Annotated in this window: 24 protein-coding genes; 8 read left to right on the top strand and 16 right to left on the bottom strand. The window is 25.7% G+C overall.

Features of this window, described 5'->3' with window-relative positions:
• Nucleotides 1-636, top strand: a complete 636-nt coding sequence (locus AC2TY9_RS13690) for an HAD family hydrolase (RefSeq protein ID WP_489778078.1) — start codon at nucleotides 1-3, stop codon at nucleotides 634-636.
• Here the strand turns inward: AC2TY9_RS13690 and AC2TY9_RS13695 are convergent.
• Entirely contained in the window at nucleotides 616-1,737 is a 1,122-nt protein-coding gene (locus AC2TY9_RS13695) for a pyridoxal phosphate-dependent aminotransferase (protein ID WP_489778079.1), read from the bottom strand. The two genes, AC2TY9_RS13690 and AC2TY9_RS13695, sit on opposite strands and share 21 nt — an antisense overlap.
• 312 nt (nucleotides 1,738-2,049) lie before the next feature.
• On the opposite strand from AC2TY9_RS13695, the gene AC2TY9_RS13700 reads away from it, so the two are divergent.
• Nucleotides 2,050-2,799 carry a hypothetical protein gene (locus AC2TY9_RS13700; RefSeq protein WP_489778080.1) on the top strand — a complete coding sequence of 250 codons (750 nt, stop codon included), beginning with the start codon at nucleotides 2,050-2,052 and terminating at the stop codon, nucleotides 2,797-2,799.
• Between the two features lie 77 nt (nucleotides 2,800-2,876).
• Entirely contained in the window at nucleotides 2,877-3,344 is a 468-nt protein-coding gene (locus AC2TY9_RS13705; RefSeq protein ID WP_489778081.1) for a ferritin-like domain-containing protein, read from the top strand.
• A 41-nt stretch (nucleotides 3,345-3,385) separates the two neighbouring features.
• Here AC2TY9_RS13705 and AC2TY9_RS13710 read toward each other — a convergent pair whose 3' ends face one another.
• From AC2TY9_RS13710 to AC2TY9_RS13730, 5 genes are read right to left on the bottom strand one after another with little or no spacing between them, the layout of a single operon-like run.
• Entirely contained in the window at nucleotides 3,386-3,682 is a 297-nt protein-coding gene (locus tag AC2TY9_RS13710; protein WP_489778082.1) for a hypothetical protein, read from the bottom strand.
• A 7-nt stretch (nucleotides 3,683-3,689) separates the two neighbouring features.
• A complete protein-coding gene (locus AC2TY9_RS13715; RefSeq protein ID WP_489778083.1) occupies nucleotides 3,690-4,904 on the bottom strand; it encodes a hypothetical protein in 1,215 nt (404 codons plus the stop codon).
• 53 nt (nucleotides 4,905-4,957) lie between these two features.
• On the bottom strand, nucleotides 4,958-5,512 hold the full coding sequence (locus AC2TY9_RS13720; RefSeq protein ID WP_489778084.1) for a TlpA family protein disulfide reductase: 555 nt from the start codon (nucleotides 5,510-5,512) through the stop codon (nucleotides 4,958-4,960).
• 34 nt (nucleotides 5,513-5,546) lie between these two features.
• Complete coding sequence (gene mltB / locus AC2TY9_RS13725) at nucleotides 5,547-6,560, bottom strand: lytic murein transglycosylase B (protein ID WP_489778085.1); 1,014 nt, start codon at nucleotides 6,558-6,560, stop codon at nucleotides 5,547-5,549.
• Nucleotides 6,561-6,612: 52 nt separating this feature from the next.
• Nucleotides 6,613-7,515 (bottom strand): class I SAM-dependent methyltransferase, encoded by a 903-nt coding sequence (locus AC2TY9_RS13730; protein ID WP_489778086.1) that lies wholly within the window; start codon nucleotides 7,513-7,515, stop codon nucleotides 6,613-6,615.
• Nucleotides 7,516-7,595: 80 nt separating this feature from the next.
• Here AC2TY9_RS13730 and AC2TY9_RS13735 point away from each other — a divergent pair, with 80 nt between their 5' ends.
• Together AC2TY9_RS13735 and AC2TY9_RS13740 are read left to right on the top strand one after the other, a co-directional pair.
• Nucleotides 7,596-8,975 carry a PhoH family protein gene (locus AC2TY9_RS13735; protein WP_489778087.1) on the top strand — a complete coding sequence of 460 codons (1,380 nt, stop codon included), beginning with the start codon at nucleotides 7,596-7,598 and terminating at the stop codon, nucleotides 8,973-8,975.
• Between the two features lie 89 nt (nucleotides 8,976-9,064).
• A complete protein-coding gene (locus tag AC2TY9_RS13740) occupies nucleotides 9,065-9,427 on the top strand; it encodes a hypothetical protein (RefSeq protein WP_489778088.1) in 363 nt (120 codons plus the stop codon).
• A 13-nt stretch (nucleotides 9,428-9,440) separates the two neighbouring features.
• Here the strand turns inward: AC2TY9_RS13740 and AC2TY9_RS13745 are convergent, their stop codons facing one another.
• From AC2TY9_RS13745 to AC2TY9_RS13755, 3 genes are read right to left on the bottom strand one after another with little or no spacing between them, the layout of a single operon-like run.
• Nucleotides 9,441-9,722 (bottom strand): peptidylprolyl isomerase, encoded by a 282-nt coding sequence (locus tag AC2TY9_RS13745; protein WP_489778089.1) that lies wholly within the window; start codon nucleotides 9,720-9,722, stop codon nucleotides 9,441-9,443.
• 46 nt (nucleotides 9,723-9,768) lie between these two features.
• On the bottom strand, nucleotides 9,769-11,133 hold the full coding sequence (gene dbpA / locus AC2TY9_RS13750) for an ATP-dependent RNA helicase DbpA (RefSeq protein WP_489778090.1): 1,365 nt from the start codon (nucleotides 11,131-11,133) through the stop codon (nucleotides 9,769-9,771).
• Complete coding sequence (locus tag AC2TY9_RS13755; protein WP_489778091.1) at nucleotides 11,117-11,647, bottom strand: DedA family protein; 531 nt, start codon at nucleotides 11,645-11,647, stop codon at nucleotides 11,117-11,119. The genes dbpA and AC2TY9_RS13755 overlap by 17 nt, the downstream gene beginning before the upstream one ends.
• A gap of 272 nt (nucleotides 11,648-11,919) precedes the next feature.
• On the opposite strand from AC2TY9_RS13755, the gene AC2TY9_RS13760 reads away from it, so the two are divergent.
• Nucleotides 11,920-13,074, top strand: coding sequence for an EAL domain-containing protein (locus AC2TY9_RS13760; protein WP_489778092.1), 1,155 nt, complete (start codon nucleotides 11,920-11,922; stop codon nucleotides 13,072-13,074).
• Nucleotides 13,064-13,873: a diguanylate cyclase domain-containing protein gene (locus AC2TY9_RS13765; protein ID WP_489778093.1), complete on the top strand. Its 810-nt coding sequence runs from the start codon at nucleotides 13,064-13,066 to the stop codon at nucleotides 13,871-13,873. The genes AC2TY9_RS13760 and AC2TY9_RS13765 overlap by 11 nt, the downstream gene beginning before the upstream one ends.
• On the opposite strand, the gene AC2TY9_RS13770 is transcribed toward AC2TY9_RS13765, so the two are convergent.
• Genes AC2TY9_RS13770 through AC2TY9_RS13790 form a run of 5 tightly spaced genes read right to left on the bottom strand, consistent with a single transcriptional unit; the run spans nucleotide 13,857 to nucleotide 18,930 of the window.
• Nucleotides 13,857-14,759 (bottom strand): 5-oxoprolinase subunit C family protein, encoded by a 903-nt coding sequence (locus AC2TY9_RS13770; protein ID WP_489778094.1) that lies wholly within the window; start codon nucleotides 14,757-14,759, stop codon nucleotides 13,857-13,859. The genes AC2TY9_RS13765 and AC2TY9_RS13770 overlap by 17 nt on opposite strands.
• Nucleotides 14,749-15,432, bottom strand: a complete 684-nt coding sequence (pxpB, locus tag AC2TY9_RS13775; protein ID WP_489778095.1) for a 5-oxoprolinase subunit PxpB — start codon at nucleotides 15,430-15,432, stop codon at nucleotides 14,749-14,751. Before pxpB ends, AC2TY9_RS13770 begins: the two co-directional genes overlap by 11 nt.
• Entirely contained in the window at nucleotides 15,432-16,163 is a 732-nt protein-coding gene (locus AC2TY9_RS13780) for a 5-oxoprolinase subunit PxpA (protein WP_489778096.1), read from the bottom strand. The genes pxpB and AC2TY9_RS13780 overlap by 1 nt, the downstream gene beginning before the upstream one ends.
• Nucleotides 16,163-18,442, bottom strand: a complete 2,280-nt coding sequence (locus AC2TY9_RS13785) for an EAL domain-containing protein (RefSeq protein ID WP_489778097.1) — start codon at nucleotides 18,440-18,442, stop codon at nucleotides 16,163-16,165. Before AC2TY9_RS13785 ends, AC2TY9_RS13780 begins: the two co-directional genes overlap by 1 nt.
• A gap of 56 nt (nucleotides 18,443-18,498) precedes the next feature.
• The gene (locus AC2TY9_RS13790) at nucleotides 18,499-18,930 is read right to left on the bottom strand and encodes a hypothetical protein (RefSeq protein ID WP_489778098.1); all 432 of its coding nucleotides are present in this window, start codon (nucleotides 18,928-18,930) and stop codon (nucleotides 18,499-18,501) included.
• Between the two features lie 102 nt (nucleotides 18,931-19,032).
• On the opposite strand from AC2TY9_RS13790, the gene AC2TY9_RS13795 reads away from it, so the two are divergent.
• Nucleotides 19,033-19,836 (top strand): DUF4197 domain-containing protein, encoded by an 804-nt coding sequence (locus AC2TY9_RS13795; RefSeq protein WP_489778099.1) that lies wholly within the window; start codon nucleotides 19,033-19,035, stop codon nucleotides 19,834-19,836.
• Here AC2TY9_RS13795 and AC2TY9_RS13800 read toward each other — a convergent pair.
• Nucleotides 19,833-20,459 carry a hypothetical protein gene (locus AC2TY9_RS13800; RefSeq protein ID WP_489778100.1) on the bottom strand — a complete coding sequence of 209 codons (627 nt, stop codon included), beginning with the start codon at nucleotides 20,457-20,459 and terminating at the stop codon, nucleotides 19,833-19,835. The genes AC2TY9_RS13795 and AC2TY9_RS13800 overlap by 4 nt on opposite strands.
• Entirely contained in the window at nucleotides 20,456-21,019 is a 564-nt protein-coding gene (locus tag AC2TY9_RS13805) for a hypothetical protein (RefSeq protein WP_489778101.1), read from the bottom strand. The genes AC2TY9_RS13800 and AC2TY9_RS13805 overlap by 4 nt, the downstream gene beginning before the upstream one ends.
• Nucleotides 21,020-21,093 lie beyond the last annotated feature (74 nt).

The following is a 21,093-nucleotide window of genomic DNA, read 5'->3' on the forward strand; positions in this document are numbered from 1 at the left end:
TTGAAAAAATATATACTTTTTGATAATGATGGGGTTCTTGTTGAAACTGAACCTTTATACTACAAGGCTAGCAAACGTGCTTTAAAAGAGTTTTTTGATGTAGATGTGAGCTTCGAGCAATATATGAAACTTATGACTGATGGAAAAGGTGTATGGGTTGCTGCACCAAATGCAACAAAAGAGCAAATTAATATAGCAAGAGACCAAAGAGATATATATTATCAAGAATATTTAAAAACTGAAAATCTTGCAATTGATAATATTCATAAAATATTAGAAAAACTTAGCAAACATTATAAAATGGGTATCGTAACAACTTCAAGAAGAGTAGATTTTGAGATTATTCATAAAAATAGAGGTATCATTGATTTTATGGAATTTGTTTTATGTGTGGAGGATTACAAAAAAGCAAAACCCCACCCTGAACCTTATTTAAAAGGACTTGAACTATTTAATGCAAAGAAAGATGAAGTTGTAGTTGTTGAAGATTCAGAACGTGGTTTAATCTCTGCTTTTAATGCAAATATTGATTGTATAATAGTACATAATGAGTTTACTAAAACACAAGATTTTTCTAAGGCTAAACACTATATCAAATCATTAGAAGAGTTACCTTCACTTCTTTCTATTTTGTAAATATTTCTTTAACCTTTCAATTCCCTCTTTCATATGGTTTATATCTCGTGTGTATGCAAATCTTAAATACTTATTTGTTTTATTGATACCAAAATCAATACCTGGCGTTGAAGCAATATGAATATTTTCTAATAACTCTTTAGCAAAAGCAAAACTATCATCTGAATATTTTGATACATCTGCCCAAAGATAAAATGCACCATCTGGTTTGGCATCAACTTTAAATATGTCATTTAACTCTTTGTACAAAAAGTCTCTTCTTTCTTTAAAAGTATTTTTTATTTCTTCTAAATACTCATAATCAAAAGCTTCTAAAGCTGCATATTGTGATAATGTTGGAGCTGAAATAAAAATATTTTGAGCAATGATTTCTGCTTCTCTAACTAGATTTTTAGGAACAATAATCCACCCTAACCTCATTCCTGGCATACAAAAATATTTTGAAAAACCATTAATTACAATTGTGTTATCACTAAATTCTAAAGCACAATTTGACTCTTTTTCATAAACCAAACCATGATAAAGTTCATCTGATATAAAAGAGATATTATTTTCGTCACAATATTCAATTAACTCTTTTAAATTCTCTTTAGAGTAAATATTACCTGTTGGATTACTAGGACTTGATATTTGAAGAGCATCAATATTTTCTTTTTTTAGATGTTCTACTGTTAATTCATAATTTGTTATTTTATCTATATTCATAAAAACTGGATCTATATCAAACATATATGCAAAGTTTTTATAACAAGGGTATGATGGATCACTAAGACCTAGTTTTCCATCTTTTTTTAGGGTTAAAGTATATGCAATTAAAAAAGCGCCAGAAGTTCCTGGCGTTAATAATATTTGTGAAGGGTCAATACTTACACCATAAGATTTTTTATAATGGTTAACAATTTTTTCCCGAAGTTCAAGTAAACCCAAAGATTCAGTATAGGAAAACTTGTCCTCATCTAAGGCCTTTTTTAAACTATCTTTTACTTTTAAACTTGGGGTTAAATCAGGTTGTCCAATCTCAAAATGTATTGTATCATCATATTTTTGTGCATCTCTTACTATATCCATTACAATAAAAGAACTCATTTTGTCATATCTCATATTATTTCCTAAAAAAGAAAATATTATATCGAAATTTGCTAAGTGTGATTTGAAAATATGCAATGAAGTTAACAAAAGCGAAGGAGAAGAAATAAGTACTCTGTCAACTTACATTGCGGTTTTGGCTGTGTAGTTTTACATCAAATTGTTTTAATGTATTGAAATTTTATCAACATAGACTTAAAGAGTTTTATGCCTTAAAAACAAATAGGATAATTTTAGTCTTATTTAAGTTTAGAGATAATTTTTATCCATTGGAACACTTTTAAAAAAGATTTGGATAATATTACATATATACTTATAAGGAAAGAGATGCAATATTTTGGAATATTAGAAACTAAATACGAAGAGGTTTTTTTAACTTCAAGTTATCTTTATTTTAATGATGATGAGAAAGAGATTACAACAAAAGAATTAAAACAATTAATAAAAACGAATAAAGATAGAAAGAAAAACATTGCTGGCACAATTTTTTTATATAGCCCTTTAGTTACGCCAGAAGGGTATGACTCAAATAAATTTTTATTGGATCAAGATTTTGATAAATTTGATGAATATGTTGAACTGAAGCAAGAGGGTCATATTACAGTATTTAAACAAGCATTGGCACAAAATTATAAAGGCAAACTTGTTGAGATAAAAAATTTATTTAATTTAGTTGAAGAGAATATTGATGCCTCATCACTATTAATGAAGTTTGATGCAGATTTAGAAAAATATAATTCAAATCAAAATACAGAATTTGATAGAGATATTATGTATTTTGATGCCCAAGAATTTATACCAAGTGGTAAATTTGTATTTTTCGCATGGGGAGAAAAAATAAATGCAAAAGAGTTTGTTTTTATAAACAACTATGCCCAAACTATTTACTTAAGATGTAAGCAAATGGGGAAAAAAATTGCATTTGTCTACAAAAAAGAAAAGACTCTACAATGGAGTGAAGACTTTATCCAATTTGCGGCAATTGCACAAAAAACTTCTAGATATAAAAACTCTATAAACCAAGCAATAAAAAACTCATTTAAACAGATTCCTCCTGTTCCTTGTCCCTATGAATAAATTAAGTAAAAAAATATTTTGTAAATTTTATTTACTTATGATATTATATTAATAAATCTTATTCAAAAAGGAAAAGTATGAATGTATATGAGTACGCTATGAAAGTAGAAAAAGAAGGTGAAGCATACTATAGAGAAATGGCAGCATCTGCCTCGAATCCTGGTCTTAAGAGAATTTTTACAATGTTGGCTGATGAAGAGGTTAAGCACTATAATGTATTTAAAAATATGCTTAAAAAAGAGAATATTGATTATGATAAATTAGATTTAGTTACTGATACTCAAACAATATTCACAGTGTTAATTGAAGAAAAAAACAATGTGAGTTTTGATAAAGAACAAATCCAATTTTATAAAGACGCAATTACAAGAGAAGTAGAGTCTCATGATTTTTATGCTGAAAAAGCTGAAGAGTTAAGTGATGAAAGAGAAAAAAGAATCTTTTTACAAATTGCAAAAGAAGAAGAGAAACATAAAAAAATTCTTGAGGAAATTGTGATATTTCTTGAAGAGCCTGCAGACTGGGTAGCTAGTGCAGAATTTTAATTTAAGGTTGAATTTTCAACCTTAAATTTTTCTATTTTATTTTATAAAGATGCTAATTTCTGAACTAAAGCTTTAGCTTCTTTATCCTCAAAAAATATATTATTGTGTAGTTCATTGCTTGCTTGTTTTAAAAACTCTATTTTTTTAACTTTTAAAATATCTGGTTCTTTTTCATATTTTGATATTAATTTTAACATCTCATATTCATATTGTTTTACTAATTCTTGCTTTTTTAAATAACTAGGCTTATAATTAGAATTCGTTCTTTTAAATATTAAAAAAATCAGTGCAACTAATATTAAAAAAAACACTATAAATACTGGATTAAAATCACTCATTTAAAAATCAATTCTCACTAGTTTTTTTTACTTGTGTTGCTTGAGTCATAATAACAGGTCTTTTGTTTAAAGACTTTGCTTCTATGGCAATAGATTCAGCTCTTTTTGCAATGGTTAAGGCTTCTTCAACCATTTTTCTATTTTCAGTTTCAACTTTTATATTATCAATTCTTTCAATTAAAGTTCTAAACTCCATGTGACCTAGAACATCAAGCACACCCTTTGATTTTGATAAAAACTCTATGTGAGAAGGATCTCTCCAATTTGATGTTAATGATTCATCTAAATAACTTTTATAATCTGAATCAATTTTTAATGGATTTGCAATAAATGCTAAGTTTAAATTTAAATCATCTTTTTTGTTGAAATATAAATCGTGAAGTTGTTGTAAATAGTTTTTTATGTTTAAAGCAGAAATATAATCATAAACTTTTTGATTTTCATTTTTTTCAAGAAGATAATCTAAAATGATTTTAGAGATTTCTTTATCACCATTGTTAAATAACTCTTCCATTCTTTCATTTGCATTTTCAAAAACTTGTTTAGAATCTTCTTTTGTAAGTTTCTCAATAAATCTAAATAAATCAATATTATAACCATAACTAAATTTATTCATTGTTTCAATCATTGGATCAATTATAGATTTAGGATTTGATAAACTATTTGCATATTTAACTATTGCATTTACATTTTCAACTTCATCTTCGCTAAAATGTACATTTTCAAGATAATATGCAATCTCTTCAGACAGATTAACTTCTACTAATTCTTTTGATTTTTGTTCATAAAAAACAACTAAATCTTCATTTTTTTGTTTTTTTGAAGCTTGTGCGATTTGAGAGTATCTCTTTGAAAGCTCTTGGTATTTTTCAATTTTTTTGGCAATTGTCATATTTGCTAATAATTTAGAGGTTTTAAATAATAGATGCTCCTTAACAACATTTAAAGCATCAGTAACTTTAACCCCTCTTTTTGGAAGTTCTTCACTTAAAATTGATAATTTTTTATCAATCTCATCATAAGTTTTTGAATCTAAAATATTTTCTACTAATTTTACAGTATTTGAAGCTTTTATTGAGTTTGAAATAATAAAATATACAATAATAATTGCAACAACTATAACTGCTAATAGTATCATTGTTTCATTTGGTGCTTTTTCATATATCTGTGCTATATTAAACTGTGATTCTTTTATTGTTGACAAAAACTCTGATATTGACATATGTTACCTTTTTAGTTATTTTTAAATACTAGTATACAAAAACTTTACTGATATTACTGTTTTAAGTACTCTTCTAAGTCTTTTTGGTCAACTTCTCCAATGTAATTTTTAACAAAATTCCCATTTTTGTCATAAAGATATGATTCAGGAACCATTTTTACATCATCAAATGTTTTTGCTAATCTAAAGTTCTCTTCACCTACTGTAACAGGGAACTTCATATTAAATCTAGCCATAAAATCTGCTAACTCTTTTGGATTTTTATCTTTCTCAAAAAGCACACCTATAATCTCAAAATTGTCACCATATTTTTTATAAAGTTCATTAAATGCAGGAATCTCTTTTTCGCAAGGTTTACACCAAGTTGCCCAAAAGTTTATTAATAGAGTTTTCCCATTTAACTGTTCAGAAGTTATTTTATTCTCTTCAATTTTAAATACAATTTTTTCACCATCTGTTGTATTAAGCGTATAAGTTTTATTACTTTCTTCTTTTAACTCGTCAAAACTCCGATTATCTTCAACAATTGTTTTTGCTTCATCTGATTCACAAGCAGCAAAAAATAAAGCTACAAAAACTAAACTAAAACTAAATAATAAATTTTTCATTTTATTCCTTCATATTTTTATTTTAAAGTTTGTATTATACACTTTTTTTTCTGTAAGCCTTTCTTAATTTTTTTGCTAATTTATAAACTGCCATTGCATAATAACTACTACGGTTATACCTAGTAATAACATAGAAGTTTCTAGTTCCATACCAGAGTTCATCAAATTTATATCGATTAAGTTTTATTAAATGCACTTTCTTGGGATAATAGAAATTATTGTCTTTTGGTTTTATCCCTTTTAGTTTTGAACGCTTATATTTGTATTTAAATCCAGTTTTATATCTATTAAATCTTTTACCTTCATAACTTACTCTAGTTGCAACAGGAATCATCCTATTCCAACCTGACTTATTAAAATATTTTGCGATACTACCTATTGCATCATCTTCATTATCTAAATCAACAATTCCATCATTATTAAAATCTATTGCAAGTTTTTTAAAATTGCTAGGCATAAATTGCGCCAAGCCAATGGCTCCAGCAAAAGAACCATATATATTTTTTGGATTTTGTTTGTTTTTCTTTGTTAAAATCAAGAACTCTTTTAATTCATTTTTAAAAAATTTATTTCTTCTATTTTTTTCAAAACTTAATGTAGCCAATGCATCAAATACAGGATAATCACCACTATACTTGCCATAAAAACTTTCTATACCAATTATTGCAGCTATATATTCAGGCTGAACTCCATATTTTTTATAGGCTTTATTAAGTGCTTTTTTATTTTTTTTCATAAATTTCGCACCTACATCAATTCTTTCTTTGTTTAAAAGTTTGTTTTCGTACCTATCCCAACTTCCATGATACTTTTTTTTAATCTCAAAATCTTTTTTTTTCTTTTTCGTATAATATTTCAATGCAGATTTTTGAACTTTAACACTAGAAAACAATCTATCTAAATAGGTTTTACTAAATCCATGATTATTAACTAAATCTTTTATAAGTTTTGATGCTTCTTTATTATATAAATAATTCGTTTCGTAAGAGAAAAGGTTTAATTTTAAGAGTAAAATAAAAAGTAGTGTTATTAATATGTTTTTTTTCATAGGGAAACCTTATCAAAAAAAACTAGAAATAAAAATAAATAATTTAAACTAATTATTTTCTAATACTAGTTGCTGTTAAAAAGATATAGTACTTACCAGTTATTGTTACTCTAAATTTTTTTTGTTGTAAGTATTTTTTGCAAAAAACAACATCATTAAACAATATACTCATTTCAGAAAAACTATAATTTGGAGCCTTTGCTCCGAAAATAGGTTTTCCTTCAAGCCATCTACAGTTTGGAAAACCAAGTATTACAGAACCATCTTTTTTTAAATAGTTTTGTATGATGTTCATAAATAATTCTTTAAAATTTGAGTTACAACTTTGTAAAGTCCCAATTGTAATAATTAAATCAAAAGTTCCTAAATCTAATTGTTCTAAACTATTAATATCATGAACAAAAAACTTAATATTGCTATCATCTCTAAATTTTTCTTTTGCTGCATGTATGGCTGTAGTTGAATAATCTATTCCAATTAATTCTAAATCTTTAAAGTTTTCACAATACTCTTTTATAAGTTCAAACTCTTCCCCAGAATTTACTCCAAGATTTAAAATTCTAACTCTTTTTTCTATTTTTACATTTTTAAGTGCTTGTAAGTATGAATATAGAATTTCAGGTTCTTCATTTTTATTAATTTTAGAAAATAAAGATTGGCTACCATACTTTTCTCTATCTTGTTCATCATTATGAAAGCTATCATTTAAATTTAGTTTTTGAAATGTTATTTGAACAATATTTTCATCAACCTTTATTGGTGTTAACATTTTAGAAAAAAGCTTTTCTGCTAAATCTAGCCATGATTTATAATCTCTAAATATATGTACTTCATTTGAAATTTCAATATTTTCTCCAATAGCTTTATTATTAAAATTATCAGGATTCAAAACTTCAAAAGTGACTGTGTTTTTGGTAGTTAATTCTTTTTTTAAAATATTTAAAATTTCTAGCATTGTGTGATTATTAAATTTTAGCATTATTAATTATACAATTTTGTCGTTAACTTGTAGCTTTTTAATGATATAATTTTTCTATGAAAGATAAAGTATATGTAATTGATACTAATATTATCCTGCAAAACGTTCAAAACTTGAACAGATTATCTGACAATAACACAAACACCATTGTAATACCAGAAACAGTTTTATTAGAATTAGAGGACAAAAAGAAACTGACAAATGAGTTAGGTTATTATTCTAGAGAGTTCGCTCGTTTACTTGCTAATATGAAAATCAAAGAGGTTGACTATAAATTAGGATTTAAAGTTGTAAAACTTTATAATAATGAGATGATGTTACATATTATCTCTAAAGATCAATATGAATCAGAAATTGAGCAAATTCATATTAGTGAAAGTAACGATAAACGTATCATTGAAGTTGCAGCTATTGCACAAGATTATTATAAAGGTGCTCAAACCCTATTTTTATCCCTTGATGTTTATGCAAGAACTTTTGCACTTTTTAAGGGTATAAAAACAGAAACTCTACATGATGATAAATCTACAGTACCTAAATTTGAATTCCTTAAAAAAATAAGTTTAGATTCAAGTGTATTTAACTCCCTTGATGGAGCAAATATTAGAAAATTTGATGAAAAATACTCAAATGAAAACTTTTGTTATTCTTTTGAAAGCCAAGATGGTAACTCAACTTATGGAGTTATCATAAATGAAAGAATCCAACTTCTAAATGAATCTGATTTTAAAACCTTACAAGTTAGGCCTGTAAATTTAAAACAAAAACTATTTATGAAAGCAATTTTAAGTGATATGTTTGAATTAATGGTAATCGATGCAAAAGCAGGTTCAGGTAAAACTCTTATGTCAATGGTAAGTGCCATGAGATTGATTGATTTAGGGCATTATGACAAAATTGTATATGTTAGAAACTCTATTGAATCCCTAGATAAAGGTGCTGATGTTGGTTATTTAGCTGGAAATGAAGAAAAATTTAGAGTCTATAATATGGCACTTTATGATACATTGGAATTTGTTGCAAAAAAACAACTAAAAAAAAGTGAGAATAGAGAAAATAAAGAATCTATTGATTCAAAAATTGCTGAACTTACATCAAGGTATTGTATTGAAACTTTATGGCCAGGGGAAGCTAGAGGAAGAACCCTTTCTGAAGCAATTGTTATTATGGATGAGTGGCAAAATTCATCAGAAAAAACAACACAATTAATTCTAAGTAGGCTAGATGAATCTTGTATGGCTATTGTTATTGGTTCAAACAGACAAATTGATAACCTGTATTTAAATAAATACAACAATGGTCTAACTACACTTCTTAAACAAACAAGGGAAAAACATCCTGAAATTTCAATGTTTGCCATTGAATTAGAAAAAGCAGTTAGAGGTAAATTTGCTGAGTTTACAGAAAGAATTTTTGAGAAAAAAAGAGAAAGGTAATCCCTTTTTCTTTTTAGATATTGCAATCTGTCATATTTTTTTAATAATTTAAAAAACTTTATTATAATCTTTCCCAAAAAAGGATGCTTATGATTTTAGGGGAATGTCCATATTGTGAAGGAAAAGTTATCTCAAAAAAAATAAATGTAAAGGGTAAAAATATAAAACTTTATTCCTGTGAAAATTCAAAAAAAGAGTATGATGAGAGTGAACAATATGTCTTTACAGCAGATTCAACTTGTAGATTTAGAGTATATTCAAATACATTTTTAAGATACAACAAAAGAAGTTTCTCTGAATATGAGATGAAAAAACTTTTACAAGAACAACAAGTAATAGTAAGATTACATGGTAAAAAAGGTGGAAGTGAATATTTTAAATATGTAATACCCCATGAAGAGTATGGAGTTACAATTCTTTGGGAAGAAGAGGTAGAAGAAAAAGCCTGCTAACCTCTTTTTTTAATTAGTCTTCTCTTGAAGTAGTTTCTAATAAATGATATCCAAAATCAGTTTTCACTGGTCCATGAACTACATTTACTGCTTCATTAAATACAACTGTATCAAACTCAGGAACCATTTGTCCTTGAGAAAATTTCCCTAAATCTCCACCATTAGCTCCTGATGGACATTGAGAAAACTCTTGTGCTAATGCACCAAAATCTTCACCCTTTGCAATTCTTTGTTTAAGTTCATTACATAACTCTTCTGATTCAACTAATAAATGTCTTGCTGTTGCTGTTGCCATATTAAATATATCCTTTTTTAATGTTAATGATGAAATCTTATCATATTTACTTTTCAAAAACTTTAAAGCTTTTGTTTTTGATTTTTCTTTTCGTTAAACCATTTAAAGCTTTTTTCAAAACCTCTTTTTTAATAGCTACATATGAAACAAAATCTAAAATATTAATCTTTCCAATATCTTCTTTATTTAAACCAATTCCAGCTGTTAATGCACCTAAAATATCACCAGCTCGAAGTTTTTGTTTTTTCCCACCAATGATGATTAAAGACCTAAATTCTGAATCAATCTTATAATCTTCAAAGGTTTTAATATCTTTAAAATCTTCAAATTTAATCTCTTCAAATTTTTCTTTTATAGGCTCAACTTTAAAAAATTCATCTTTTTCAAATAGTGTTACAGCTAAACCATTTTTACCAGCTCTTGCTGTTCTTCCTATCCTATGAGTATAAACACTTTCATCCCTTGGAATATCATAGTTTATAACTAAATTAATATCATCAATATGAAGTCCTCTAGAAGCTACATCTGTTGCAATTAAAATTGGGTAAGAATTATTTGAAAATAAGATTAATGTCTCATCTCTATCTCTTTGCTCTAAATTTGAATGTAAAGTTAATACATCAATCCCGTATGAATGAAGTTCATCTGCTAACTCTTCACACTTAACTTTTGTATTACAAAAAATTAAAATAGATTTTGCATTGTTTTGTAAAATCAGATTTGGTATCAATGAAGTTTTAAATCTTGATTCTACTTCATAAAAAGTTTGATTTATGATATCTTTTTCATGAACATCATCAGTTTTAACAAATTTTGGATTATTTAAAATCTCCTTTGAAAGATTTTCAATATTCTCTTCATATGTTGCAGAAAATAAAAGAGTTTGCCTTTGTTTAGGTAAAGAGTCTATTATTTTTATAATATCATCATGAAATCCCATATCAAGCATCTTATCTGCTTCATCTAAAACTAAAGTATTAACATTGTCAAAATCAATTTTTGTTTCATGAATATGTTGTAAAATTCGCCCAGGAGTACCAACTATAATATGTGCACCATGTTCTATTGATGCAACTTGAGGTTTAAAAGGTGTTCCTCCACATAATGAAAGAACTTTTACATTATGAATATGTCGACTTAGCTTTCTAATTTCACTAGCAATTTGATTTGACAATTCTCTAGTAGGAGCCAAAACTAAAGATTGTATTTTATATTTTTTTACATCAAGCTTTTCTACAAGAGGAATGGAAAAGGCAACTGTTTTTCCAGAACCTGTTTTTGCTTGTGCTATTAAATCTTTATTCTTTAAAGATAAAGGTAAAGATAAAGATTGAATCTTAGTTAACTGTTGATATCCTAATGAGTTAATATTTTCTAAAAACTCCTTTGAAAAATTATATTCTTTTAACATAATATGAAATCCCAAAAACTAAAAATAATATTATCCCAACGCCATAATATTTATACTCTTCTGCATATGTTAGAATAACTTCACCCATCATAAAACTAGCATAACCAATAACAATTGCCCAAAGAGTTGAAGCAAAGATATTATATATTGTAAACTTCTGAAAAGAATATTTAGTTAATCCCATTGCTAAAGGGATTAATGTCTTTATTCCATAAATATATTTTTGAAAAAATACTACAGTTGAACCATATCTTCTCATCCACAAATGCGCAAGGGCAACTTTTCTTCCAAACTTTTTCATTGTATCTTTTGCATATGATTTGTTACTTCTTGCCATGTAAAATAAGAACTGATCCCCAATAAAATTTGAAGTACCTGCAACAAGCATACAAATAAATAGATTTAAATCCCCCGTAAAAGATAAAACACCTGCAACAACAAGTCCTACGAATCCTCCACCAAATGAATATAAAAACAAGGCCAAATAGCCCCAGTCTTTGATAATTTCTTCCAAATAAAATACCTTAATTAAATTTTTATGAATTCTATCCAAAAATCATTGAAATTAACTCTTTTATACAAACTGTATAATTTAATAAGAAAAAATTTGACTTTTTTAAGAATTTAATACTTTTTGTACTTTTTATGCACATTTCTTAAGATTAAATTATATATACTAATTTAATAATTATATAAAAAAGGTAAAAAATGTCCTTGTTTCAAAGGCTTTGTAAACATTTTTTTAAAAATGATACAAAGACTATTTATATTATTGACATATTATACATGAAAGATATTAATGCACTATATGGATTTAAAAATGGGGACTATATTCTTTCACAACTATTATCTTTATTAAAAAATAAAATAAAAAAAGACCTATTAAAATATCTAGCTACAAAAGTTTGTGTAGAAATAAAAAATACACATGTTGATGTTTTCACCTTAACTATCTATAAAGAACTTGATGAGATGGATATATTAGAGGTTAAAAACATTATATTTCATAATATTATAACTGCACAATATAAACTTCTAAACTCAGATATTGAGATCGATCTTGATGTTACAATTGGTTGTTCAAAAGGTTTAGATAAAGATTTATTGATTTATGCAGAAAAGGCACTACATAATGCAAAAATGAACTATATTCATTTTTTATATTATGACTCAAAACTTTATAGAAATCATTTTGAAAATGCTGAACTTCTTACAACCTTACAAAACAATATAAAAGAAAAAAAAGTTGAGCCATTTTTCCAACCAATAATGGATAACAAAACATCAAAAATTGTCAAATATGAAGCTTTAATGAGGCTTTATGATCAAAAAGGCAATGTCTTACTACCTCAAGTATTTTTAAGTAAAGCTAGAAAATATAGACTATTTAATAAATTAATGGAAATTCTTATTATAAAAGTTATTAATTACATAAAAGAACATAAAATCCATGTAAATATAAATTTAGATTACAACGACATACTTAATCCTTCTATGAAAAATCTTATTATAAATAATATTAAAAATAATGATGTAGGAAGTTATTTAACAATTGAAATATTAGAAAGTAGTAAAATCAACAATTTTTATTTGGTTAATGATTTCATTAATGACTTAAAAGCATTTGATGTAAAAATTGCCATAGATGATTTTGGTTCAGGATTTTCAAATTATGAACATATTTTGAATATCAATACTGATTATATCAAATTAGATGGAAGCTTAGTAAAAAAAATTGATGAAGATATTTACTACAACCTTGTAAAAAGTATAACTCTATTTTGTAAAGAACAAAATATTAAAGTAGTTGCGGAGTTTGTAAGTGATTTAAAAACACTAAGATATGTAAAATCATTAAATATTCATTATTCACAGGGGTATTATATTGGGAAACCTGTTGAAATTAATGAGATTCTAAAGAGAGAAAATAATGAAGACTAAATTAAAAGAAATTACTGATTCAACAATTAATGAACTTCTTAAAAATGAGATTATATTACCATCTATTTATTTTCAATGTTTTGATAAGCATGCAAAAACTTCTGAAGTTGATGTTCATGAAGAAAGCTTTGAAAAAGAATTAAGTGATTTAATTATAGATGAATTTAATGTAATAAATAATTATGTAAATGAAGCAATTACAACGATTGATTTAGCAAGTGGTTTAACCCTTGATGCACAAAAAGCAATTAAAGAGAACAATACCCTACTTTTAAAAAATCTGTATAATCAAATTGGCGAGTTAAAGGAAGAGTTAGAATCAATTACTGATAATATTTATAAAGATTATTTAACAAAAGTTAATAACAAAAAATGGTTATATCATAAATACTTAACTAAAGATGCTAAATTCAAAGATGATGCAATTATAGCTTTAATAGATGTATCTGATTATGAGTATATTTCGAGTACTTACAATAAACTAATCTCTAATAATTTATTGATTTATATTTCTAATTATTTGAAAGAAAAATTAAAAGATGAAGGCTTAGAATTTGAACTTACAAGGTATCTTTCTAATAAATTTATAATCACTTTTAATGAAGATGATATATCTTCAATTGTTTCTTTAATTGAAAATATTTCAAGTATACTTTTTGGTACAACTTTAAAAAGTAACTCAGGAATTATCATAAAACCTACTTTTGAATTTTCAATGGTAAAGGTAAAAAAAGATGAAAATTTTCATGAAATTTTAACAAATCTTGTTAAGAATATTGAAGCTAAGAAAGAAAAATAGAATAAAATTTTTTAAATTTTTCTTGTGCTTGATCAATTGATATCTCTTCAAAATTAACAATTCCACCAATTTTCATTTGAGCAAGTTTAAAACAATCAATACTTAAAACACTCCCAATTTTTGGATAACCACCAATTGTTTGTGCTTCTTTTAACAAAACTATAGGTTTACCATCAGTTGGTATTTGTATGGAACCATAACTTACAGCTTCAGAGATAACTCCATTTATATTTGAATTTACTTCTTTTCCATCTAATTTACAAGCCATTCTATTAAAATCAGACGTGATTTTATATTTATTATTAAAAAAAACTTCTTTTGCTTCTTTTAAGAATAAATCTTCTTGATAAGAAAGAATAACTCTAAGTGTTAACTCTTTATCATATTTTGGTAAGTAGTTTTCATGCCATCTTTTAGTTTTTATCTCTATAAACTCTTCAAAATCTAAAATAGAATTCTTCTCAAGTTTTTTTCCAAAATCCTCTTTTAGTGTTGTAGAAAAGCTACCAAACTCTTTTTTTAAAATAAAGCCATTTTTTACGCCTAAATAAACCCTTTGTCCACTTATAAACCTTCCTATTTTTATGCTATCACCTTTTTTTATTTTATGGCTAGACCATGTGTTTTTTTCCTTACCATTAATAAAAAACTCACAATAAGCACCAGTAATAGCTAGAGTAGTATCTTTTGTAGCTTCTAAATGTAAATTGGGAAAAGAGATTTCTAATAAATTTCCTCTTATATCATTATCAAGGAGTTTATTACAAGCAAAGGCAGCATATTCATCCATATATCCTGAATTTGTAACCCCTAAATGTGAATATGAAAACCTCCCACTATCTTGAATCAAAGTTAAAATTGCTGAATTTAAAACTTTAAAACTCAATTTTCCCACCTTGTGCAATATACTCTTCTTTTGATATTGGATTAAATTTTATTTTTGTATTAATACAAATTGGACTTAAATTTTCTAAACTTTTATCAAAAAATTTGAAGTTTGTTCTACCAATTATGTTCCAACCTCCAGGGGAATCACATGGGTAAACAGCTGTTTGAGAATCAGCAATAGCAACACTACCTTTTGGTATTTTCTTTCTTGGGGTTTTTAATCTTGGAGTAATAATTTTTTCATCAACTGAAGCTAAGTAGGCAAACCCTGGTAAAAAACCGATGGTATAAACATCATAAATCTTAGAACTATGAATTTTGATAACTTCTTCAATGGAAATATTTGCATTTGAGGCAACAGTTTGTAAATCAAAGCCAACTTCTGTAGAATAAAAAGTATCTACAACAATAAGTTTACTTGAAATAGAATCTTCATTTTCTATATCTTTTAATTCATTTTTTAAAAAATTAGTTATTGAAGAGATATCATACTTAAAGATATCATACTTTATCAAAATAGATGTATATGAGGGGATTATTTCTATAAAGCTATCATTTTCTAAGGATTTTAAATATGCATAAGCAGATTTTACTTTATTTGATATATCCTTAGATATAACTTCACCAAAATATATTATAACTGAATCGACAGATGCAACTTTTATCGTCATTAATTAATTACTTTTTGTAATGCACTTATAAAATTTAAAGCATTATTTCCATCACCATGAACACAAATTGTATCTGCTTTTAAAAAAAGTTTGTTTCCATTTATACTATTTATATAACCATTATCAATTAAATTTTTCATCCTTTGTAAAACATCTAATTCATCTTCTATAACACTATTTGGATGTACTCTTGAAACTAATGTTCCATCATCATTGTAATGTCTATCGGCAAAGATTTCATAGATTAATTCTATTCCATATATTTTTGAAGTATAAGCGTAAGCTTCATTATCTTGTTTTGAAAGAATCATTAACTTTATATTTCTATCATAAGAAGAAATAGCATTTAGAACTGCTTTAAAAATATTTTCATCTTTCATCATATCATTATATAAAGCTCCATGGGGTTTTACATAAGATACATAAGTACCATGGGACTTACAAAAGGCATTTAATGCACCTAATTGATATAAAACAATAGATTTAATCTCCTCTAAAGAACAAGGAATACTTCTTCTTCCAAAACCAATTAAATCATTATAAGAAGGATGTGCTCCAATTGTTACATTATATTTTTTTGCAAGTTCTACTGACCGATTCATTGTAACAGCATCTGAAGCATGAAAACCGCAGGCCAAGTTTGCAAGATGAATATAAGACATTATCTCTTCATCTCTTCCCATCTTCCAAACACCAAAGCTTTCACCCATATCACAATTTAATCTAATCATTAAAATACCTTATCTTTAAAATTTTCTTTTACATATTCTTTTAGCTGATCTTTTTTTAAAGGTTTAGAAAAATAGTACCCTTGAAATAAATCGCATTTTGATTTTAATAAAAACTCTTTTTGTTCAATTGTTTCAATACCTTCTGCTAAAACTTCTAGGTCTAATTTTTTACCAATTGACATAATACCATCTATCATGTTTCTTGAATTTACATCAGATAAAACATCTTCCACAAAGCTTCTATCAATTTTAAGTTCATCAATTGGTAGTTTACCCAACAAACTTAAAGATGAATATCCTGTACCAAAATCATCTAAAGAGATTCTAATCCCTTTTGTTTTTAATTTACTCAATAAATCTAGTATATACTTTAAATCTTCTATAAAAACGTTCTCAGTTACTTCTAAAGTTATACATTTATAATCAATATTATATTTATCTATTATTTTAAAAAACTTATCATAAAAATCTATTTCCATAAACTGTTTTACTGAAACATTAATAGATAATTGAAAAGATATATTTAGCGAACTTTGAATCTCAGTTATCTCTTTTATTGAAGTTTTTAATATATGTTCTCCAATATTAACCATCTGACCTGTTGATTCTGCAATCTTAATAAACTCATCTGGAGAGACTACTCCTAGTTTTTTATTCTCCCATCTAACTAATGCCTCAACACCGAAAAGGAGATCATTTTTATCTATTTGTGGTTGATAAACTAAATATATCTCATTATTGGTTACTGCATTTTTTAATTCCTGTTCAATTAAGGAATCTCTTAGATATTTATGTTTAATTGAATCTTCAAAAAAACAATATGTATTTCTTACTTTTTTTGCTTTATACATTGCAATATCAGAATATCTTTTAAGCTCATCAAAATTTTTTGCATCACTTGGATATTGTGCAATTCCAATACTTACACCTATAGTAATTTTATATTTTTGTATGTAATAAGGCTCTAATATTTTATTAATAATCTTTTGTGCAATCTGATTAATATAATCTTTATTTATAGATTCTTTTATTAATAAGAATTCATCACCACTGTTTCTTGTTAGAATATCTCTTTCTTCTTTAAAAAAATTAAGTCGAGAAGCAACTTCTTTAAGAATATAATCACCAATAGCATGTCCATAGTTATCATTTATGTTTTTAAAATTATCTAAATCAATAAAAAACAGTGTGTACTTATCAAGTATTTCTTTCTCTTCAAAATTTTTTGATAAATAAAAACGATTATTTAAATTTGTTAAATAATCATGGGTTGCTTGATAATAAAGAGCTTTTTGTTTCTTCATCTCAAATTTATCAATACTTCTAATTAATAGATAAAAAATAAATAACACTATTACAAAAAATATACTAATAATCAATATTTTCTTATTTATTTGCTCTTCTATAATAATTTTCTCTATTTGAGATATTACCCATAAATTATATCTTTTTAAATATTGAACTGAAGCTAAAACATTTTTACTTATCATTAAAGCCTTATATTCAATAGTAACTATGTTTTCATTATTTTGTATATCCTCAATTTTTTGATTATATTTTGTTTCAATTTTTCTTATATTGTCTTCAAGATGCTCTAAAGGAACTTGAATTTTATAAAATTTTTTTAAATGATTGCTTTTAGTATAATCCAAAAGTTGTATATACCTATCATCCCCTCTAATCAAAACAGTTTTACTTTGAGTATCACTCAATAGTTTAAAATTTTCATCTACTTTGATTCCTGCTATAATAACAGCTATAACATTTCCATCTTTATCTCTAATAGCTTTTCTAATAGGGATAACTAAATTCTTTAATTCATTACTATAATAAGTTCTACCAATTACCATCGTTTTTGAATTTAATGATTTTAAAAAAGTATCTCTAGTCTCTTCGAGATCCAACAGATTTGGAAGATCTTTTATTTTAGAAAGATTGGTACTAGTTACATATATTTGTCCATTTTCTTTAACTAAAGCAAAAGCAAGAAGATTTGTATTAACAGTTAATAAATTATCTAAAAGTTTTCTTGAGGATTCAAAATCTTTATAAAGTTTATTTTTAACTAATTGAGATCCTAGAATATCTAAAACCATTTCATATTGTAAAAAAATTGAATTAATTGAATTTGCAGTGATTTTGGTTAGATTTTCTTGTTTTTCGGTAAATTCATTATATTCACTTTTATCAACTTTATATATTAAAAATAAAAAGATGATTAAACTAATTAAAAAAATAATATAAAAAATCATCCATACATTTTTTTTAAAAATTGCCACACTAAACCTCTTTAATTATTAACATATTCTATCATTATTTTGTAATTCATGACAATTTAATACTGATACATATGATATTTTTTATTCTCTTTTGCTTTTCTATCTTCTATAATTTTATATGTTTCAAGAGCTTTTTGTTTTAACTCTTCATCTTCACAATTTGATTCATAATATTTAATTAATTGCTCTAAAACTAAAATATAGACAATAGAATTTAATTTTCTTGAATCCTCATTTTTCATCAATATATCTAAATCTATTGCATAAACTGCCTCTTGAAAAGTATAGAAAATTCTTTGTGATAAATCATCTAACCTATAGCTATAACCTAAAATAGTTAAAAAATTCTCTTCATATTCTTTATCAAAAGATTGTTCTTTTATATCATTGGCAAACTTGTATATTTTCTCTTTTAACTCAACTATTTCGTGTGTTTCTAATGTTTTGTTTTTAAAACTATGTAAAAAATTTGAAATCTCATTAATCACTCTTACTCCTTATTTACACAATTATTATATAGTAAATAAATAAAATAATCATATTTTATGGAAATTAACATATAATAATAAAAAAATCAATTAGGATATATCATGATAAATAAAAAAACATCAATCGTTGCATCTTTACTTTTATGTTCAACATTAAGTTTTGCCTTTGACTTAGGAAGTATTACTAAAGCAGTTACGGATAATGTAACAAAACCTAGCAGTTCAACTACAGATTCTAATTTAAAAAACTCAACAGTTTCTAGTGGTTTAAAAGAAGCACTAAAAGTTGGTGTTGATTATGCTGTTAATACACTTGGTACCCAAAATGGATATTTAAATAATTCACTTGTAAAAATCCCTTTACCTGAAAACTTACAAAAAGCAGAAACACTAATTAGAAAAGTTGGTGGAGATAAAGTTGCGGATGATTTAATAAAATCGATGAACAGCGCAGCAACAAAAGCTGCTCCTAAAACTGCAGAGATATTTGTAGATGCAATTGATAAGATGACTTTAGATGATGCAAAAAAGATTTTAAATGGTGACAAAGATGCAGCAACAAACTACTTTAAAAATAATACAACTACATCATTAAAAAATATGATAAAACCAATTGTTCAAGAAACAATGGCTCAAAATAGTGTAGCAAAATACTATGATTCTTTTAATTCATATTATAAACAATATGGTAAAGATGTTGTTGAGAATAGTTCTGTTATGAATTTAGCAAAAGGATTTGGGGTTGATTCTTATATTCCAAGTGCAAGTGACGAGAACTTAGATGATTATGTAACCAATAAAGCTATAGATGGATTATTTGAGATGATTGCTCAAAAAGAAGCTCTTATAAGAACTAATCCCGTTGAGCAAACTACCTCTTTACTAAAAAAAGTTTTTGGAAACTAAAGGGGTAAAATAAGTTGAGAAGTCATTTCGATTTTCTCAGCTTCAAAATATCGATTAATTATATTTTTTCGAACTAAACTGTCATTATATTTTCCAAGAAATCTTTTCTCTTTTAAATATTTATTTTTATAATCTTTTTTAAAACCTCTTAAAAGTTTATCATATAAATTTCCTTTGGAATCTATAATAAACCTATTTTTATTTCCACTATAAATATAAATTAGATTGAGATAAGAGTCATCATTAACTTTTAAAGTCTTAAAGTTATATCCGTCAATATCATAATCTTCAACCGTTTTTAGCGAATTCAAGTTTAACTGTTGTTTTATATTGTTTTGTAAAAAAGAGCTTGGTAAGCCATTCCAATAACAATTATTACTAAGTTCTATTGATTCTATAAAAATATATCCATAATCTTTATTTTCATCACTTATCGTATATGATTCAGTGGTACAAAAAGAACCTTGCCTTTGAAACTTTGGATTTGTAAAGTTTAAATTAACTAAACTATCCGTTTTCCCTAAAACTAGCTTATTTGTATTAAATTGATATCTTGTAGTGGAAGTACATCCAATAAAGAAAAAAGTTAATAAAGCCATAAGTAAATAGTTTTTTATTTTCATTTTTCACCTTCTATAAAATTTTGAATATAGTTTTCTTTTATCATTGAGATATTGAAATTAACAAAGCCTTTTTCTTCGCTATTAAACTTATACTCATAGGACTCATCTAGCCTTGTAAGTAAGTTTTTATAAAGTTCCCCTTTCATATCCACAATAATAATATCAGAAACTGCCGTATAAATATAAATAATATGTAAAACAAAAGAATCATCAACTTTAAACACTTTAAATGTGTATTTATTTATCTCTTTTTTTTCTAAAAGATTAAATGATTTGATATTTAGTTTAAGTTTGAAAAAACCTTCAAATAGTGATAGGGGTTGTCCGTTCCATGAAGCATTGTTATGGGTTCTTATATATTCTAAAAAAATATCATCATTTTTTAAAGTATAAGCTTCTAAAGCATAGGAATCATGTCTAGTTTTAATCTCATATTCACCTAAATCATATGTAAAGAATTGATCATTATTTAATTTAAAAATCAAGCTATTTTCTTCAAACTTATAAGTTGGTATTGATGCTTTTGCAATTAGATTTACAATGTTTTTAAAAAACCCCATATTATTTTCCTATTTTTAGATACTCTATCATAAAAGTTTTTATTAAAAGCTAATTTTACAATTTACTTAAAAAA

The sequence above is a fragment of the Arcobacter sp. ISO1 genome, assembly GCF_058105185.1.

Excerpts from the sequence above, each read along its gene's own strand:
- AC2TY9_RS13695 (WP_489778079.1), bottom strand. The coding sequence starts at position 1,737 with ATGAGATATGACAAAATGAGTTCTTTTATTGTAATGGATATAGTAAGA.
- AC2TY9_RS13700 (WP_489778080.1), top strand. The coding sequence starts at position 2,050 with ATGCAATATTTTGGAATATTAGAAACTAAATACGAAGAGGTTTTTTTA.
- AC2TY9_RS13705 (WP_489778081.1), top strand. The coding sequence starts at position 2,877 with ATGAATGTATATGAGTACGCTATGAAAGTAGAAAAAGAAGGTGAAGCA.
- AC2TY9_RS13710 (WP_489778082.1), bottom strand. The coding sequence starts at position 3,682 with ATGAGTGATTTTAATCCAGTATTTATAGTGTTTTTTTTAATATTAGTT.
- AC2TY9_RS13715 (WP_489778083.1), bottom strand. The coding sequence starts at position 4,904 with ATGTCAATATCAGAGTTTTTGTCAACAATAAAAGAATCACAGTTTAAT.
- AC2TY9_RS13720 (WP_489778084.1), bottom strand. The coding sequence starts at position 5,512 with ATGAAAAATTTATTATTTAGTTTTAGTTTAGTTTTTGTAGCTTTATTT.
- mltB (WP_489778085.1), bottom strand. The coding sequence starts at position 6,560 with ATGAAAAAAAACATATTAATAACACTACTTTTTATTTTACTCTTAAAA.
- AC2TY9_RS13730 (WP_489778086.1), bottom strand. The coding sequence starts at position 7,515 with ATGCTAGAAATTTTAAATATTTTAAAAAAAGAATTAACTACCAAAAAC.
- AC2TY9_RS13735 (WP_489778087.1), top strand. The coding sequence starts at position 7,596 with ATGAAAGATAAAGTATATGTAATTGATACTAATATTATCCTGCAAAAC.
- AC2TY9_RS13740 (WP_489778088.1), top strand. The coding sequence starts at position 9,065 with ATGATTTTAGGGGAATGTCCATATTGTGAAGGAAAAGTTATCTCAAAA.
- AC2TY9_RS13745 (WP_489778089.1), bottom strand. The coding sequence starts at position 9,722 with ATGGCAACAGCAACAGCAAGACATTTATTAGTTGAATCAGAAGAGTTA.
- dbpA (WP_489778090.1), bottom strand. The coding sequence starts at position 11,133 with ATGTTAAAAGAATATAATTTTTCAAAGGAGTTTTTAGAAAATATTAAC.
- AC2TY9_RS13760 (WP_489778092.1), top strand. The coding sequence starts at position 11,920 with ATGAAAGATATTAATGCACTATATGGATTTAAAAATGGGGACTATATT.
- AC2TY9_RS13765 (WP_489778093.1), top strand. The coding sequence starts at position 13,064 with ATGAAGACTAAATTAAAAGAAATTACTGATTCAACAATTAATGAACTT.
- pxpB (WP_489778095.1), bottom strand. The coding sequence starts at position 15,432 with ATGACGATAAAAGTTGCATCTGTCGATTCAGTTATAATATATTTTGGT.
- AC2TY9_RS13780 (WP_489778096.1), bottom strand. The coding sequence starts at position 16,163 with ATGATTAGATTAAATTGTGATATGGGTGAAAGCTTTGGTGTTTGGAAG.
- AC2TY9_RS13795 (WP_489778099.1), top strand. The coding sequence starts at position 19,033 with ATGATAAATAAAAAAACATCAATCGTTGCATCTTTACTTTTATGTTCA.
- AC2TY9_RS13800 (WP_489778100.1), bottom strand. The coding sequence starts at position 20,459 with ATGAAAATAAAAAACTATTTACTTATGGCTTTATTAACTTTTTTCTTT.
- AC2TY9_RS13805 (WP_489778101.1), bottom strand. The coding sequence starts at position 21,019 with ATGGGGTTTTTTAAAAACATTGTAAATCTAATTGCAAAAGCATCAATA.